This window comes from Siminovitchia thermophila, from assembly GCF_016909185.1.
Taxonomy (GTDB): domain Bacteria; phylum Bacillota; class Bacilli; order Bacillales; family Bacillaceae_C; genus Siminovitchia; species Siminovitchia thermophila.
Genome location: NZ_JAFBFH010000004.1, coordinates 147,701 through 162,849 on the forward strand (window position 1 = coordinate 147,701; position 15,149 = coordinate 162,849).

The 15,149-nt window shown below is 44.2% G+C and carries 14 protein-coding genes; 12 read left to right on the forward strand and 2 right to left on the reverse strand.

Going from position 1 to position 15,149, the window contains the following annotated elements:
- Window positions 1-55 precede the first annotated feature (55 nt).
- From JOC94_RS04395 to JOC94_RS04415, 5 genes are all read left to right on the forward strand, one after another.
- Window positions 56-868 carry a carbon-nitrogen hydrolase family protein gene (locus JOC94_RS04395; protein ID WP_077111080.1) on the forward strand — a complete coding sequence of 271 codons (813 nt, stop codon included), beginning with the start codon at window positions 56-58 and terminating at the stop codon, window positions 866-868.
- A 386-nt stretch (window positions 869-1,254) separates the two neighbouring features.
- Window positions 1,255-2,409, forward strand: coding sequence for an iron-containing alcohol dehydrogenase (locus JOC94_RS04400; protein ID WP_077111082.1), 1,155 nt, complete (start codon window positions 1,255-1,257; stop codon window positions 2,407-2,409).
- Between the two features lie 17 nt (window positions 2,410-2,426).
- Complete coding sequence (locus tag JOC94_RS04405) at window positions 2,427-2,597, forward strand: hypothetical protein (RefSeq protein WP_171973863.1); 171 nt, start codon at window positions 2,427-2,429, stop codon at window positions 2,595-2,597.
- A 26-nt stretch (window positions 2,598-2,623) separates the two neighbouring features.
- The gene (locus JOC94_RS04410) at window positions 2,624-4,027 is read left to right on the forward strand and encodes a purine-cytosine permease family protein (RefSeq protein WP_077111086.1); all 1,404 of its coding nucleotides are present in this window, start codon (window positions 2,624-2,626) and stop codon (window positions 4,025-4,027) included.
- Between the two features lie 283 nt (window positions 4,028-4,310).
- Window positions 4,311-5,870 (forward strand): multicopper oxidase family protein, encoded by a 1,560-nt coding sequence (locus JOC94_RS04415; RefSeq protein WP_077111088.1) that lies wholly within the window; start codon window positions 4,311-4,313, stop codon window positions 5,868-5,870.
- A 166-nt stretch (window positions 5,871-6,036) separates the two neighbouring features.
- Here the strand turns inward: JOC94_RS04415 and JOC94_RS04420 are convergent, their stop codons facing one another.
- Window positions 6,037-6,315, reverse strand: a complete 279-nt coding sequence (locus tag JOC94_RS04420) for a spore coat protein (RefSeq protein ID WP_236016975.1) — start codon at window positions 6,313-6,315, stop codon at window positions 6,037-6,039.
- Between the two features lie 94 nt (window positions 6,316-6,409).
- Window positions 6,410-6,685 carry a hypothetical protein gene (locus JOC94_RS04425; protein WP_077111092.1) on the reverse strand — a complete coding sequence of 92 codons (276 nt, stop codon included), beginning with the start codon at window positions 6,683-6,685 and terminating at the stop codon, window positions 6,410-6,412.
- A 230-nt stretch (window positions 6,686-6,915) separates the two neighbouring features.
- On the opposite strand from JOC94_RS04425, the gene JOC94_RS04430 reads away from it, so the two are divergent.
- From JOC94_RS04430 to JOC94_RS04460, 7 genes are all read left to right on the forward strand, one after another.
- Window positions 6,916-9,339 carry a 3-hydroxyacyl-CoA dehydrogenase/enoyl-CoA hydratase family protein gene (locus tag JOC94_RS04430; RefSeq protein ID WP_077111094.1) on the forward strand — a complete coding sequence of 808 codons (2,424 nt, stop codon included), beginning with the start codon at window positions 6,916-6,918 and terminating at the stop codon, window positions 9,337-9,339.
- A gap of 36 nt (window positions 9,340-9,375) precedes the next feature.
- Window positions 9,376-10,554: an acetyl-CoA C-acetyltransferase gene (locus tag JOC94_RS04435; RefSeq protein ID WP_077111096.1), complete on the forward strand. Its 1,179-nt coding sequence runs from the start codon at window positions 9,376-9,378 to the stop codon at window positions 10,552-10,554.
- A 17-nt stretch (window positions 10,555-10,571) separates the two neighbouring features.
- Window positions 10,572-12,356 carry an acyl-CoA dehydrogenase family protein gene (locus tag JOC94_RS04440; RefSeq protein WP_077111098.1) on the forward strand — a complete coding sequence of 595 codons (1,785 nt, stop codon included), beginning with the start codon at window positions 10,572-10,574 and terminating at the stop codon, window positions 12,354-12,356.
- A 151-nt stretch (window positions 12,357-12,507) separates the two neighbouring features.
- Window positions 12,508-12,867 (forward strand): arsenate reductase family protein, encoded by a 360-nt coding sequence (locus tag JOC94_RS04445; RefSeq protein ID WP_077111163.1) that lies wholly within the window; start codon window positions 12,508-12,510, stop codon window positions 12,865-12,867.
- Window positions 12,868-12,938: 71 nt separating this feature from the next.
- On the forward strand, window positions 12,939-13,322 hold the full coding sequence (gene gcvH, locus JOC94_RS04450; RefSeq protein ID WP_077111100.1) for a glycine cleavage system protein GcvH: 384 nt from the start codon (window positions 12,939-12,941) through the stop codon (window positions 13,320-13,322).
- A 775-nt stretch (window positions 13,323-14,097) separates the two neighbouring features.
- Window positions 14,098-14,430, forward strand: coding sequence for a toprim domain-containing protein (locus tag JOC94_RS04455; RefSeq protein WP_408021900.1), 333 nt, complete (start codon window positions 14,098-14,100; stop codon window positions 14,428-14,430).
- Between the two features lie 20 nt (window positions 14,431-14,450).
- Window positions 14,451-14,756, forward strand: coding sequence for a thioredoxin family protein (locus JOC94_RS04460; RefSeq protein ID WP_077111102.1), 306 nt, complete (start codon window positions 14,451-14,453; stop codon window positions 14,754-14,756).
- Window positions 14,757-15,149 lie beyond the last annotated feature (393 nt).

The following is a 15,149-nucleotide window of genomic DNA, read 5'->3' on the forward strand; positions in this document are numbered from 1 at the left end:
TGGCAAAAGCAACGTATTCCAGTTCCATCAAGAATATGGAAGGTGAATAAGGGGTATGGCGAATTGGATGCTGGCAGTAGTACAAGATGATTTTAATAGTGAAAATAACTTGGGATTAATCGAATTCTATATACATGATTGTGTCGAAAAGTATCCCGAAACGAAGCTTATTTTATTTCCTGAAGCGGCAGCCTCGGGCTATCTTTTTTCGGAAGACCATGTGAAATGGAAAGCGGAGGCCGCAGATGGAGCTTCATTCGTTTTTCTATCCAATTTGGCAAAAGTGTATAAGCTATACATTGGCTATGGTTTTATCGAAAAGAAGGATGGCAAGATTTATAATTCAGTGAATTTGATTGGACCCGACGGCGAACTTTTGGCTACTTATCAGAAAATGCACTTGACTCCTTTGGAAAAGCATCTGTTTACACCAGGAGGCCGCCTTGTCACTGTAAAGACCGAGCTTGGAACGATTGGTTTTGTTATTTGTTGGGACATGGCTTTCCCGGAGTTATCCCGTCTGTTGGAAAAACAGGGAGTGGATTTAATCCTTGCTCCCAGTGCATGGGAACGTCCTTATGAAGATTCATATGAGCGAATGGCGACTGCCCGGGCAATTGACAATACTGTATTTTTGGCAACATGCAATTACACTGGTGGCAAAGGAGAAATTCAGTTTTTCGGAAGGTCCGCCATTTATGGTCCCGATGGCGGGATGATCAGTGGGAGGCCAAAAGAGGAGAAAGGTATTGTCGTGGCTCCTATAGAAATCGGCAAAAGAAAAGAATTGAAAGAAAGCTTTTACTCTATGCGTGTGGATGAACGAACGGATTTATATACGATTCTATGGAGAGACAAAACGGACTGAGAATCAGTGGGGCATATTGGGATGTTTCCGGTTGATGCCAAACCGAAATCCGGCCCGAACATGCAGGGGTATTGAAATCATATAACTGTACTGATCACATACGAGCACAGGAATAGCTGTTTCCTGTTTTTCCATAAGGATGAATTGCCTGCTTCAGTGAGGAACTTTTAAAAAAGACGTGAACTTTACAATGTCGCTTTACTGATGGGAAGTAAGGCAAGTCAAATGCTGAGGCCTAGACGCTTTTTATTGATGTGAATAGGGGGAAGGATATCGCGCACTTACCTGGTGAATGCTCTATATCATTCTCGTCGGTCTTTAGAAGTTTGTGGAAAGTTTTCAGTGACCTAGGAGATATAGGAAATGAACGCTAAGGAGGCAATAAAATGGAGTATCAATTTATTTTGCGTACAAAAGTGATTTCTGAACAAGGCGCAACGAACAAAGCAGGCAGCTTTTTGAAAGAATATGACGTCAAAAAAGTGCTTCTTGTGACGGATCAGGCGATTGTCAATGCAGGTCTGTTGGGAGGCATGCTCGAGAATTTGAGGAAGGAAGGTTTAAGCTGCGTTGTTTTTGACCGTGTGAAACCTAATCCTAAGAATACAGAAGTGGAAGCTGTAGCCAGCATTGCCAAGGAAAATTCTATTGATGGCCTGATCGCTATCGGCGGAGGAAGTGTGATGGATTTTGCCAAAGGTGTGGGCGTGTTGCTGACACATGAGGGCAGTGTAAGGGAGTGGGAGGGCGATTTTACGCTTGAAAGGGATATTGCTCCTTTAATTTGTATCCCTACGACGGTTGGGACAGGTAGTGAAGTAACATGGATTGCGGTTATAACGGATACGGACAGAAATTTTAAGATGGGAATCGTTGATCCAAAAATTGCTCCAAAAATAGCATTACTAGATCCGGATGTAATCAAAACATTGCCTTCTTCTACTGTCGCCAGTACCGGCATGGATGCATTAACACACGCGATTGAAGCATACACTTCCCGTCTTTCGTCACCAATGACAGAAACACTGGCTTGCAAGGCGATCGTGATGATCAAAGAGAATTTGACAAGTTTGGTTAACGATTCAAGCAACCTCCGGGCTTCCCGGGCCATGCTGAGTGCCAGCATGATGGCGGGAATTGCTTTTAACAACGCTAATGTCGGGAGTGTGCATTGTCTTTCCGAAGCGATAGGCGGCTATTATGATCTTCCTCACGGTGTTTTAAACAGTATTTTCTTGCCTTTTGTATTCCGGCGTAATATTTCGGCCGATCCCGCCAGACATGCAGAAATCGCTTATTTATTAGGTGCCGAGAAACGATTTGCATCTGAAGAAGAGGCGGCTCTTGAAGGGCTCAACATAATCATGAATATAAGAAAAAGCTTACAGCTTCCCAAATTCAATGAATTGAAAAAGGTTTCGCCGGAAAACTTTGAATATTTGGCGAAGGTGGCGAAGGAAACGCCTATGGATGAAAGCAATATAAAAGAAATAAGTGAAGAGGAATATTTGGACATCATTAAAGAGGCGTTTAATGAGTGAAACAGGAGGAAATTGTGATGGATGAGAAAAACCTTGAATATAGAGAAGAACTTGACCGGAGAATTTCAATACTCACGGAAAACGGAAAAAAAGATAGTGTTATTGAACAACTGCAAACCTTAGATTATATCATGATGGTGATGATTGGAATGGCTTCATTTCTAACCTTTTATTGGGGTTGGCAGTAAGCTTACTATAAAAAGGGGAATTAGTGATGAATAAAAACGATAGTGCATTTGGTCTTTTACCCGTTTTGCCTAAGGAAAGGGTATGGAATGGCTTTGATTTTTCGATGGTGAATATTGGACTGGCTATTGCCACTTGGGGATTTTTAATTGGCGGCACACTGTCGGAATTTGTCGATTTAAAAATGGGAATTGCCGCTTCACTTGCGGGTAATACTCTTGCAGTAATGATTATGGCACTGGTTACGACTTTGCCGTCGACTAAATATGGGATCGATCAATATGTTTCTTTTCGAAGTGTGTTTGGCATTCAAGGAGTTAAATTGACTCTGGCGGTGATGGTTTTGATCGAGTTCGGCTGGTGCGCCGTTTTGGCGATTATGTTTGGCCGCGCTTCCAGTAATATTCTTGGAGAAGTGACCAATATATCATCTACATCGGTGATGCCAATTATTATTTTTGCATTTATAGCGATTGTCATAAGTTGGCTCATTGTCGCTAAAGGACCTGTTTCTATTAAGTGGCTTAATCGAATTGTTGCCCCTGGCTTAGTTTTGATCCTTCTTATTATGCTGGGCATATTATTAAGCAAATATTCGGTTGCTGAAATTTTTTCCTTCAAACCTTCTAATCCCGCTCCCGACCGCTGGTGGAATTATATGATCGCCTTTGAATTAAACCTTGCTGCTGGGCTTTCATGGTGGCCTATCATGGGAGGGCTTTCAAGACTTTGTAAAACACAGCGTGCCGGCTTTTGGCCGAATTTGATTGGATTAAACTTTTTCGCGGTATTTGGGCAAATTGTCGGTTTGATGGCAGGGCTTGCTCTTGGAACGAGTGATCCTACAGAGTGGATGATCCCGCTTGGGGGAGCGGTGCTTGGTATGATCGTACTTATATTTATAGCATTCGCCAATATTACGTCAATTACCTCGCTTGTTTTTTCAACATCTATGGCTTTAAAGCAGATTAAATGGGTTGAAAAAATGGAGTGGTCAAAGCTCACATTTTACTTTTTGTTATTGACCGTACCGCTCATCTTTTTCCCAGATGAAGTGTATAGTCGCTTTAATACATTTCTAGCGGTGTGTGGAACTTTCTTTGGGCCGCTTTCCGGGATATATTTTGTGGATTATTTTATTCTTCGGAAAAGACAGCTTGATATTCGCAATCTTTATTTCACCGATTCCGGAAAGCCATATTACTATTGGGGCGGATTTAACTGGTCCGCAATAGCGGCATTTGTGATTTCGACGGCCGCTTATTTCATTATGTTAGATCCGATTACATTTGAGCATTCTACGGCTTTTCTCTATTCATCAGCGTCCATTCCAGCGACGATTTTTGGTGGAATCCTCCATTATATTTTCACAAAAATGATTGTGATTCCGAAACAATTGGGTGGATATGTTAAAAGACAAGAGGAGACATGAACATGAAAAAAGCTGTAATTGTCGGTAAAGGTGTCTTTCAGCAGTCTCCTAAAGGCGTCGCAAGGGGGTGCTTGCGATCTTAGCTTTTTTTTCTGCTTCTTAACAGCGGACTAAAACCCCGCTGCTAGAAATTTTGCTTATTTTCATGAGGGAACGCTCCCGTTTGTACCTCGCTAAACGGGCGCTCGCCATTTTCTGAGCATTTCCAGAATAAGCAGGCACTTGCTCCAAACAAGGCTGTGTTGCATAACATGGCATTAAAAACAGTGGAGGTGCCTTTTAAATGAAAACACATGATAAACCAGCGGCTGCTGTTGACCCTTCGAAACCCGAGACAATCCCAAAGTTCATTGATGATCTGCCCATTCCTGTAACGGCCAAACCCAATCATAGAGAGGGGAAGGATTATTACGAAATCACAATGTTGCAAACTAAACATCGCTTTCATACATTTTTTCCGCCCACAACGGTATGGGGCTTTAACGGGCAGTATGCCGGACCGACCATTCAGGCGGATTCACATAAACCAGTGCATATAAAATGGAGAAATAATCTTCCTGATAAACACCTTTTGCCGGTGGATCGGACGCTCCATGGTGTAGAGGGTAATCCCGAAGTACGAACCGTTGTCCATCTTCATGGAGCACATGTGTCCCCGGACAGCGATGGAAATCCCGAAGCCTGGTTTTCCAGAGATTTTGCGCAAACAGGCCCTGCTTTCAAACGAAAAATATACGAGTATCCCAATTCCCAACCGGGAGCCACCTTGTGGTATCATGACCATGCAATCGGTATTACAAGATTGAATGTGTATGCGGGGCTTGCCGGTTTTTATTTCATTCGTGACCCCTTTGAGAAACAGCTGAATCTTCCGGACGGAAAATACGATATACCGCTGATGATTCAAGATAAAGCTTTTCATGCGGATGGCTCCCTGTTTTACCCTGAAAATTCAAATCCTCCGGCATCAGTGAATCCATCCGTTCTTCCCTTTTTTGTCGGCAATACGATTACAGTGAACGGAAAGCTGTGGCCTCGTCTGAAGGTTGAGCCAAGGAAATACCGCTTGCGATTTTTAAATGCATCCAATACGATTGGGTACACATTGAGGCTGGGGGACGGACGGGAGTTTTACCAGATCGCGACGGATGGAGGATTGCTGGAAAAGCCGGTTAAACTTCAGACGTTTTTGCTGGAGCCGGCTGAGCGGGCAGAGATCATTGTTGATTTTTCAAAGTTTCAAGGTAAAAAAATGATCCTGCAAAATACAAATGTTGAAGGAGATATGGGAGTGATCATGCGCTTCGATGTCACTTTGCCACTTTCTAAAAAAGATACGAGCCAGGTTCCCGAACATATGAGGCCCACACAATTTCCAGTAGAAGAGGCAGCTGATAAAATAAGGCTGCTTACATTAAGTGCCAGTACGGACAAATACAATCGACCAGTTTTCTTGCTTGATAATCGGACGTGGGATGACCCGGTGACTGAGAAGCCGGTTCGCGGCAGTACAGAAGTTTGGAAGTTTATCAATCTCACAGATTTTCCGCACCCTATGCATATCCATCTTGTCTTCTTTAAAATTTTACATCGGCGGCCGTTTGATCTTGAACGTTTTCAAGAGGACGGATCGATCGTGTATACGGGACCTGAGGTGGAGCCGGAGCCGTATGAACGGGGATGGAAAGACACGGTGAATGCCGCACCCGGTATGGTCACCAGCATTATCATGGAATTTAAGGAATTTACCGGCGACTATGTGTGGCATTGCCATATATTAGAACATGAGGATTATGATATGATGCGGCCGATGAAGATTGTCGATGGGCCTGAAAAGTTTTAGAAAGCAAGTTTCGTTCCATCAGCCGGCGCTATTACATTCAAAGTCGGTGAGATGTTCCATAGTTCTTGTTTTCCAACTTTACCTGGATTGGGAGATCTAAAATGCGCACCCACGCTGTTCAAAATAAAAAAGCAGACCAAAAGGTCCGCTTTTTTATTTTGAAATTTTATTGGATGTTGCCGCTATAGGGGAATTGATTCGTATAGCCAGTGTGCTGCTGGTATGATTGCTGGATTTTTTGCTCGTTTTCAGCATCCATTGCATACCAGCCCTTTTTGAACATGAGTTCAAACAGTCTTCTTTGTGCATGCTGGGTTTCATTAAAAATAGTCAACAAATCGTCGTATAAATGTTGATGGCTCGCTTCGTGCAGAGCGACCGCATAACTTCTTGTCAAGTATTTTTCCGTGGAAAGCATGTCATTCGTAAAGTCTCTTTCATTCATTTGCGGCGTTTTCGGCACTTGTGTGGCCGGGTTCTGGATTTTACGGCCTGTCTGGTTGTTGTGGTTTGTTTGCAAAATGATTTCTCCCTTCATCTTACATGAATTGGTTGTTCTGTTGTTTTTCTTGTAAATGGGTCATAAGTAATTCGTAGTGGCGTTGATGCATTTGCCCGCACTGGTCCAGTTCAGATTTTATGTCCCTATCCTGGCACTGCTGTGCAAAGAAATGGGCTTTTTTCATCGCCAGCAAGTTCCACGCCAACATATCATTGATATACGCCAAATCTTTCGTTGTAATAACATGGGGCGGCTGCTCCATCATCGGCTGCTGATTTTGTGCTTGCTGCGGATTCATTTGTTCATTATGCATTTATTTCCCTCCTCAATGATGTCGGGATTAGTCTTTGTGGAAAAAATTGTTTTTATACATAATGTTGAGGAGAAGCCATTTTTTAAAAGGCAAAAATGGCTGGAAAGAGTCTCTAAAAGATGAAAAATAAAAAATTTTATAGAATTGATTGCTTCACATAGAAAATTTCGATATATTAATAAATAACCATACTTCATTTTCTAAAGGCATTTTTTTTAAAAGGAAAATGAATGAGCATTCATTCAAAAAGTTGCAGAGGAGGAATTGCATTGTCATTTCGCATTCGAAAAGCGGCAGTCCTTGGCTCGGGTGTTATGGGATCCGGCATTGCCGCGCATCTTGCCAACGTGGGCATTCCAACTATCTTGTTGGACATCGTCCCGAAAGAACTGACTGCAGAAGAAAGGGAAAAAGGCCTGACACTGGAAGACAAAGCAGTACGGAACCGAAACGCGGAACAATCTTTAAAAAAGCTGTTCAAACAAAAACCGGCTCCGCTTTCCAGTAAAAAGAACATCAAGCTTATCACCGCCGGAAACTTGGTGGATGATTTGGAAAAGCTCGCTGAAGTAGACTGGATTATTGAAGTCGTTGTCGAAAATCTTTCCGTTAAAAAGCAAGTGTTTGAACAGGTGGACCGATACAGAAAGCCGGGAACACTTGTCAGCTCCAACACTTCGGGCATCTCCGTTGAAGCAATGGCCGCAGGGAGATCGGAGGATTTTCAAAAACATTTCATGGGAACGCATTTTTTTAACCCGCCGCGCTATTTAAAGCTGCTGGAAATCATTCCGACAGAGAAAACAGATCCGGAAGCATTGGCGTTTATGAAAACATTCAGTGAGGATGTCCTTGGCAAAGGAGTTGTCATAGCGAAGGATACACCTAACTTTATTGCCAATCGAATCGGGACGTACGGGTTGCTCGTAACGGTCAGGGAAATGTTAAAGGGAGGCTACAGCATCGGGGAAGTGGATTCGATAACCGGACCGCTCATCGGAAGGCCGAAAAGCGCCACATTCCGCACCCTTGATGTTGTCGGGCTAGATACTTTTGTCCACGTCGCCAATAATGTATATGAACAAGTTGACGGGGAAGAGAAAGAAGTATTTAAAGTCCCCGGTTTCATGATGAAAATGCTTGAAAACGGCTGGCTGGGAAGTAAATCGGGACAAGGATTTTATTTGAAAAAAGGAAAAGAGATCCTTGAACTAAATCCGGAAACATTGGATTATGGAGAGCGAAAAAAGCTAAAAACCCCTGCTTTGGAAATGGCAAAACAGGCCAAGGGAACGAAGAAAAAGTTGAAAGCGCTTATTTATTCGGATGATCGAGCAGGGAAACTGCTTTGGAACATCACTGCCCCCGTTTTGTCCATCTCAGCTGAATTGCTAGGTGAAATCGCCGATGACATTGTGTCCATTGACCGGGCCATGAAATGGGGATTTGGCTGGGAGCTTGGGCCGTTTGAAATATGGGACGCCATTGGAGTCGAACAATCCGTCCAAAAAATGGAAGAAGACGATATCAAAGTGCCTGAGTGGGTGAAGCAAATGATCGCCCGCGGAGAGTCCCGTTTTTACAAAGAAACGGAATCAGGACGGCAATTTTACATGGGCGGCGAGTATAAGGAAGAAACACAGAATCCGAAGGTCATAGATTTGCGGCAATTGAAAAAACAAGGAAAAGTGCTCAAGAAGAACACTGGCGCGAGTTTCATAGATATCGGAGATGGAGTAGCCTTGCTGGAATTCCACTCTCCCAATAACGCGATCGGCTTCGATATTATTCAAATGATCAATCATGCCATCGAAGAAACGGAGAAGAACTTTAAAGGACTTGTCATTGGCAATCAAGGAAAAAATTTCTGTGTCGGCGCCAACTTAGCGATGATATTGATGGCTGCCCAGGATGACGATATTTTTGAAGTGGATCTCGTTATCCGCCAATTCCAGCAGGCGATGATGAACATTAAATACAGTGAGAAGCCCGTTGTGGCAGCCCCATTTGGGATGACGCTGGGCGGAGGCACGGAAGTATGCCTGCCAGCTGCGCGTATACAGGCATCTTTGGAAACATATATGGGTCTTGTTGAAACAGGTGTTGGCCTGATTCCGGGCGGAGGCGGAAATAAAGAGCTGTATATAAGAACGTTAAAACATTTTCCGGAAGGCATAGAGTTCGATTTGCAGAAAGTGGCAAACAAAGTGTTTGAAACGATCGCTATGGCGAAAGTATCGACATCCGCAGAAGAAGCAGCAGAAAACTTCTTTTTAAGTAAGGACGACGGGATCTCCGTCAATGGCGATCATTTGATCCATGATGCGAAACAGGTCGTTCTTGACCTCCACGAAAAAGGATACAAGCCGCCTGTTCGAGAGAAGGTTCCGGTTACGGGCGAAACAGGCTATGCGACACTGTTGCTTGGCGCGGAAGCGATGCGTCTTTCAGGGTATTTAACGGAGCATGATATGAAAATAGCGAAAAAGCTGGCATACGTCATTGCTGGGGGAAAAGTGCCTTATGGAACTGAAGTGGATGAGCAATATTTGCTTGACCTGGAAAGAGAGGCATTCATCAGTCTCGTGGCAAACCCGAAATCACAACAGCGCATGCAGCATATGCTCGTTAAGGGAAAACCGTTAAGAAACTAATTATAGATAGATTGATAGAAAGCGAGGAGGAACATCATGCGTGAAGCGGTCATCGTAGCCGGTGCGAGGACACCGGTGGGAAAAGCGAAAAAGGGGACACTTGCCCATGTGCGTCCGGATGATCTAGGGGCGCTCGTGGTCAAAGAAACGCTAAAGCGTGCGGGCAATTATGACGGAAATATTGATGATGTCATTTTTGGGTGTGCGATTCCGGAAGCGGAGCAAGGATTGAACATGGCCAGAAACATTAGTGGACTGGCGGGCTTGCCGGACGATGTTCCGGCCATTACGATCAATCGGTTTTGCTCATCAGGCTTGCAGTCAATCGCTTATGCGGCGGAAAGAATCATGCTTGGGGCATCCGATACGATCATTGCCGGCGGCGCGGAGTCGATGAGCCTCGTACCGATGACGGGGCATATTGTCCGTCTAAATGCCAAGCTTGTCGAATCAGCTCCAGAATACTATATGAGCATGGGCCATACGGCGGAGGAGGTTGCCAAACAATTTGGCGTAACCCGGGAAGACCAGGATGCATTTGCCGTCAGAAGCCATCAAAAAGCAGCGAAGGCCATTTCTGAAGGGAAATTCGATGAGGAGATCGTTCCGGTTGATGTGGCAGTTAGAACTGTTGGTCCCGATTTTAAACTCAAGGAAAAACAAGTCCAGTTTACAAAGGATGAGGGTGTGCGTCCTGATACCAACATGGAGGCACTCGGAAAACTGCGGCCGGCATTTTCAGTCAACGGCTCGGTGACAGCGGGCAACTCATCGCAAACAAGCGATGGGGCGGCAGCTGTTATGGTCATGGAGCGTACAAAGGCCGACTCCCTTGGACTTACCCCCTTGGTAAAATTCCGTTCTTTTGCTGTGGCGGGTGTTCCACCGCAAATTATGGGAGTAGGGCCTGTAAAAGCCATACCGAAAGCACTCGAATTGGCAGGCTTGGAATTATCCGACATTGGTTTGTTTGAATTGAATGAAGCATTTGCGTCACAGGCAATTCAGGTGGTAAGGGAGTTAGGGATTAATGAAGAAATCGTAAATGTCAACGGCGGTGCCATTGCGCTTGGGCATCCGTTGGGATGTACGGGCACAAAACTCACTTTGAGCCTTGCCCATGAAATGAAAAGAAGAAATGTTGAATTTGGCGTTGTGACGATGTGTATTGGCGGAGGAATGGGCGCCGCGGGAGTATTTGAATTACTATCCTAAAAAGGGAGGTTACTATTATGGAAAAAGAAACAAAAGATTTGGTAAAAGGCGGGGCATTTTTAATAGAAGATATTTCTCCGGATCAAGTGTTCACACCAGAGGAATATACGGAAGAACAAAAAATGATTGCGAAAACGACGGATGACTATGTCACGAATGAAGTCATGCCAAACATGGAGCATCTTGAAAACCACGAGTTTGACCGCTCAGTCAAATTATTAAAACAAGCAGGAGATCTTGGCTTGCTCGGAGCGGACGTACCGGAAGAATATGGCGGACTGGCGCTTGATAAAATCAGTTCTGCACTCATTGCGGAAAAAATGTCAAAAGCAGGCGGCTTTTCGATTTCTCACGGGGCGCATGTTGGCATCGGTTCCTTGCCGATCGTATTGTTTGGAAATGAGGAGCAAAAGCGAAAATACTTGCCCGCTTTAGCCACGGGCGAGCTGTTGGCGGCTTACGCCCTGACAGAACCAGGCTCGGGATCAGACGCGCTGGGAGCCAAAACAACGGCCAAACTGAATGACGCCGGGACTCACTATGTTTTGAATGGTGAAAAACAATGGATCACAAACGCGGCATTTGCCGATGTGTTTATCGTGTATGCCAAAGTGGATGGCGAGCATTTTACAGCATTTATCGTTGAGCGCCAATTTCCTGGTGTCTCAACGGGGGCCGAAGAAAAGAAAATGGGCATCAAAAGTTCCTCCACTAGGACACTTATTTTGGATGACGCCCACGTTCCTGTCGAAAATGTTCTTGGTGAAATCGGCAAAGGCCATAAAATTGCGTTCAATATTTTAAATATAGGCCGTTACAAGCTTGGTGTCGGCGCAGTTGGCGCATCAAAACTGGCATTGGAAATGACGCTGAAATATGCGAATGAACGCAAGCAATTTAAGACGCCGATTTCCCAGTTTAATTTGACGAAGGAAAAATTCGGAACGCTTGGAGCGGAAATTTATGCTTGTGAAAGCTCAGTCTACCGTACAGTTGGCCTGTTTGAAGAGCGGATGAGCAGGTTGACGGAAGAAGAGATCAACGACGGAGCGGAAGTGGCGAAGTCGATCGCTGAGTATGCCATAGAATGCTCACTGAATAAAGTGTTCGCAACTGAAGTTCTCGATCATGTTGTCGACGAAGGTGTGCAAATTCACGGCGGCTATGGTTACATGCAGGAATACGAGATTGAAAGAGCTTATCGGGATTCGAGAATAAACCGCATCTTTGAGGGAACAAATGAAATTAACCGCCTGCTGGTGCCTGGCACTTATATAAGAAAGGCATTTAAAGGGGAACTGCCGCTTCTTGCCAAAGCTCAGAGTCTGCAAGAAGAACTAATGATGCTCATGCCGGATGAGCCGGGTGATGAGCCACTTGCCAAAGAAAAACATTTGGTAAGGGGTGCTAAAAAGGCGGCTTTAATGATCGCCGGCCTTGGCGTACAGAAATATGGTCAGCAATTGGAAAAAGAACAGGAAATATTGGCGAAGCTTGCAGATATCGTTTCTTTTGCCTATGCAATGGAATCGTCTGTACTTCGGACGGAAAAAGCGATTGACCGTGATGGTCTCGAAAAAAATAAGCAGAAGCATTTGTATACGGAAATCTTTTGCCAGGATTACATCGTTAAGGTGGAACACTTGGCAAGAGAGTGCCTGGCCGCTCTTGAGCAAGGGGATTCGTTCCGCATGATGAACTCTGCTCTCCGCAAGCTGATCCGTCACAACCCGATTAATGTAATCGCCAAAAAACGCGAAGCGGCCGATGAATTGATCGCGGCGGAACGTTTTATCGTGTAACCATTTTTTCAAGCCATCGTGAAGCAGTCATTTGCCTGCGCACGATGGTTTGTTTTATATTTATGGTATATTTTATTTTTTTAAAAAAAGGTTTTTTGAAAAAATTGGCGAATCTATTTGTCGTATGCATGAAGAAAAGGAAGGTGATTCAATGCCACTTACGATGTATTCCTATCCAAAATGCGGAACTTGCCGAAAGGCGAAAAAATGGATGGAAGAAAATCAACTTGAGTTCGAGGAAATACACATCGTTGACAGTCCTCCGTCAAAGGAGGAGTTGAAAAGCCTGCATGAAAAAAGCGGCTTGAATGTAAAAAAGTTTTTTAACACGAGCGGAAAAAAGTATCGTGAGCTCGGATTAAAAGACAAAGTAAAAAGCGCTTCCGACGAAGAGCTCTTTGACCTATTAGCGTCAGATGGAATGTTGATCAAGCGCCCGATTGTAACGGATGGAAGCAAAGTCACTGTTGGATTCAAGGAAGAAGAATATGAAGAAACATGGCTGAAATAAGCATGTTTTCTTGCTTTACACGTTTTCTTTTTGTACATTTAAATCAGTAAAGTGAAGATGGAGGGATTTGGATGAATACACCAGCTGAGCTAAGATATTCTGAAGAGCATGAATGGGTAAAAGAAGAAGGGGAGAAGGTGAGAATCGGGATTACCGATTTTGCCCAATCCGAACTTGGGGACATTGTTTTCGTTGAACTTCCTGAAGTGGGTGACGACATTACAGCGGACGAGCCTTTCGGAAGCGTTGAATCCGTGAAAACAGTATCTGAATTATATGCTCCGGTCAGCGGCAAGGTTGTTGAGGTAAACGAAGAACTGGAAGACAATCCGGAATTTGTAAACGAATCTCCTTATGAAAAAGCCTGGATGATCGTTGTGGAACTGTCTGACCGCAACGAGTTAGAAAATTTAATGTCTGCTGAAGATTACGAAAAAATGACAAGCGAAGGATAAATACAAAGCGCCTTGGACGAGTGCCAAGGTGTTTTTTAAAAGGTCGGAAAAATACCTGTTTTATAATGCGTTCGAACATGAACATCTGAAATAATCTCGCTTTGCCCGACTTCGCCGTACAGGACTTCCCAGTGCGTTCGACTTGACAGTAAGTTGCCGCCTGATCCAGATGCGGTTCAGGACTTCCCAGTGCGAGCGAACCGGCAGTAATTCGTCGCCTGATCCAGTTGCCGGATAAGGCCCCCAGTTCGTTCGACTCGACAGTAAGTCACCGCCCGAGCCAGTTGCGGTTCAGGGCGCCCCAGTGCTGGTGAATGTCCAGGGCGCAAATAAGGCTTTTCAGCATATGATCTTATAAGGAAACAGTGCAAGCTCAAGCTTCGAAGATATCGGTCTTTGAATGATGATATATGCAGGACACCTTAGTGTTGCCTCGCCTTTAAACAAGAACTTTTGCGCCGCTATCATCTCATGGAAGAAATGAGCAAGTCTGGCAAGAAGCCAGTTACTTGATGGGCAGGCTTCATGTTGAACTTCTACAGTACTGCTTTATTCAGGAAGAAATAGCTGCTCGAGCTTTATCGAAGGTGTTTCCCGTGAGGCAGCAACATTGGCAGCTTTCTGCGGGACGCCCAAAATCGGTTTGCCTCTGGTCTATGCGTCAAAAAGCAAGGCGCTTGCGTTTTTCTTGCCTCCTTCTATGGCGCTAAGACAGCCGCGACTTTTGGCAACTATGGTTTTTCGTGAAAGCGAGGTTAGCAACGTGAATGTTTCGATGGAGAAAGTGATTATTGTTGAAGGATTGTCAGATAAGAAGAAAATCATGAAACTCATTAAGGAATCTGTGGAGATCATTTGTACAAATGGTACAATCGGGCTGTCCAGACTGGATGAGCTGTCAGAAGAACTTGAGGGAAAGGATGTATACATACTCGTTGACGCGGATGGCTCCGGTGAAAGTTTGCGTAAACAGTTGAAGCGGGAGTTTCCCCAGGCGCGGCATTTATACATTGACCGAAAGTTCAGGGAAGTGGCCACTACCCCATCTGAGATCCTCGCTAATATTTTAATTAGGGCACATATCGATGTTTATGCCGATTATCTTTAAAGAAGGACGATGTACAGCTTATGAAAGAATGGACAAAACAAGACATCCATGAAGCCATCGAAAAAAAAGAAAGTGCAATCATTTACTTTTATACGCCATTATGCGGAACCTGCCAAGTGGCAGGCCGCATGCTTGATGTCATTGAGGACATGACAGGCAAGATCATTTATCAAGCCGACTTGAATTATCTTCCGGATATTGCGGAACTTTTCAAGATTGAAAGTGTTCCGTGCCTACTGTTGTTAAACCGCGGTTGCGTCTCCAAAAAAATATACGCTTTTCGCTCAATTCCATACTTGCTTGAAATCTTAAAGGAATACAGTTAAAATAAAATCCCAGCCAAAAAGTTTAATTGCCTCCAAAAGAGGCAAAACATATCATTGTAAACAATGATAAATGAAAGGATTGGTTTTTTATTAACTCCCTAGACATTCAATACACGAATGTAATGGAAAAAGCTCTACATGGAGCACACGGCATTGGGTATGAAACATACAGGCATGATCATGCCGCCAGAATGGAAGTGGAAAAAAAGCGGGAAGCGGAATATGTAGAATCCCGACAGGTAATATTAACGATATCCGGAAACATGACGCATGGACAATGACAACCAGGCCTTTGTATTAACAAAGGCCTGTTTTTAATGAGAAAATTCTCAAATAAAATTTGAAAAACCGATACTTTTACGCTGTCTAGTTGATAATAATTTTAAAATGCGA

What these genes read in the sequence shown, in the direction of transcription:
- JOC94_RS04430 (WP_077111094.1), top strand. Translation starts at nt 6,916, where the DNA reads ATGAGCATTCATTCAAAAAGTTGCAGAGGAGGAATTGCATTGTCATTT.
- JOC94_RS04420 (WP_236016975.1), bottom strand. Translation starts at nt 6,315, where the DNA reads ATGAATGAAAGAGACTTTACGAATGACATGCTTTCCACGGAAAAATAC.
- JOC94_RS04440 (WP_077111098.1), top strand. Translation starts at nt 10,572, where the DNA reads ATGGAAAAAGAAACAAAAGATTTGGTAAAAGGCGGGGCATTTTTAATA.
- JOC94_RS04415 (WP_077111088.1), top strand. Translation starts at nt 4,311, where the DNA reads ATGAAAACACATGATAAACCAGCGGCTGCTGTTGACCCTTCGAAACCC.
- JOC94_RS04435 (WP_077111096.1), top strand. Translation starts at nt 9,376, where the DNA reads ATGCGTGAAGCGGTCATCGTAGCCGGTGCGAGGACACCGGTGGGAAAA.
- JOC94_RS04400 (WP_077111082.1), top strand. Translation starts at nt 1,255, where the DNA reads ATGGAGTATCAATTTATTTTGCGTACAAAAGTGATTTCTGAACAAGGC.
- JOC94_RS04445 (WP_077111163.1), top strand. Translation starts at nt 12,508, where the DNA reads ATGCCACTTACGATGTATTCCTATCCAAAATGCGGAACTTGCCGAAAG.
- JOC94_RS04410 (WP_077111086.1), top strand. Translation starts at nt 2,624, where the DNA reads ATGAATAAAAACGATAGTGCATTTGGTCTTTTACCCGTTTTGCCTAAG.
- gcvH (WP_077111100.1), top strand. Translation starts at nt 12,939, where the DNA reads ATGAATACACCAGCTGAGCTAAGATATTCTGAAGAGCATGAATGGGTA.
- JOC94_RS04455 (WP_408021900.1), top strand. Translation starts at nt 14,098, where the DNA reads ATGGAGAAAGTGATTATTGTTGAAGGATTGTCAGATAAGAAGAAAATC.
- JOC94_RS04425 (WP_077111092.1), bottom strand. Translation starts at nt 6,685, where the DNA reads ATGCATAATGAACAAATGAATCCGCAGCAAGCACAAAATCAGCAGCCG.
- JOC94_RS04460 (WP_077111102.1), top strand. Translation starts at nt 14,451, where the DNA reads ATGAAAGAATGGACAAAACAAGACATCCATGAAGCCATCGAAAAAAAA.
- JOC94_RS04395 (WP_077111080.1), top strand. Translation starts at nt 56, where the DNA reads ATGGCGAATTGGATGCTGGCAGTAGTACAAGATGATTTTAATAGTGAA.
- JOC94_RS04405 (WP_171973863.1), top strand. Translation starts at nt 2,427, where the DNA reads ATGGATGAGAAAAACCTTGAATATAGAGAAGAACTTGACCGGAGAATT.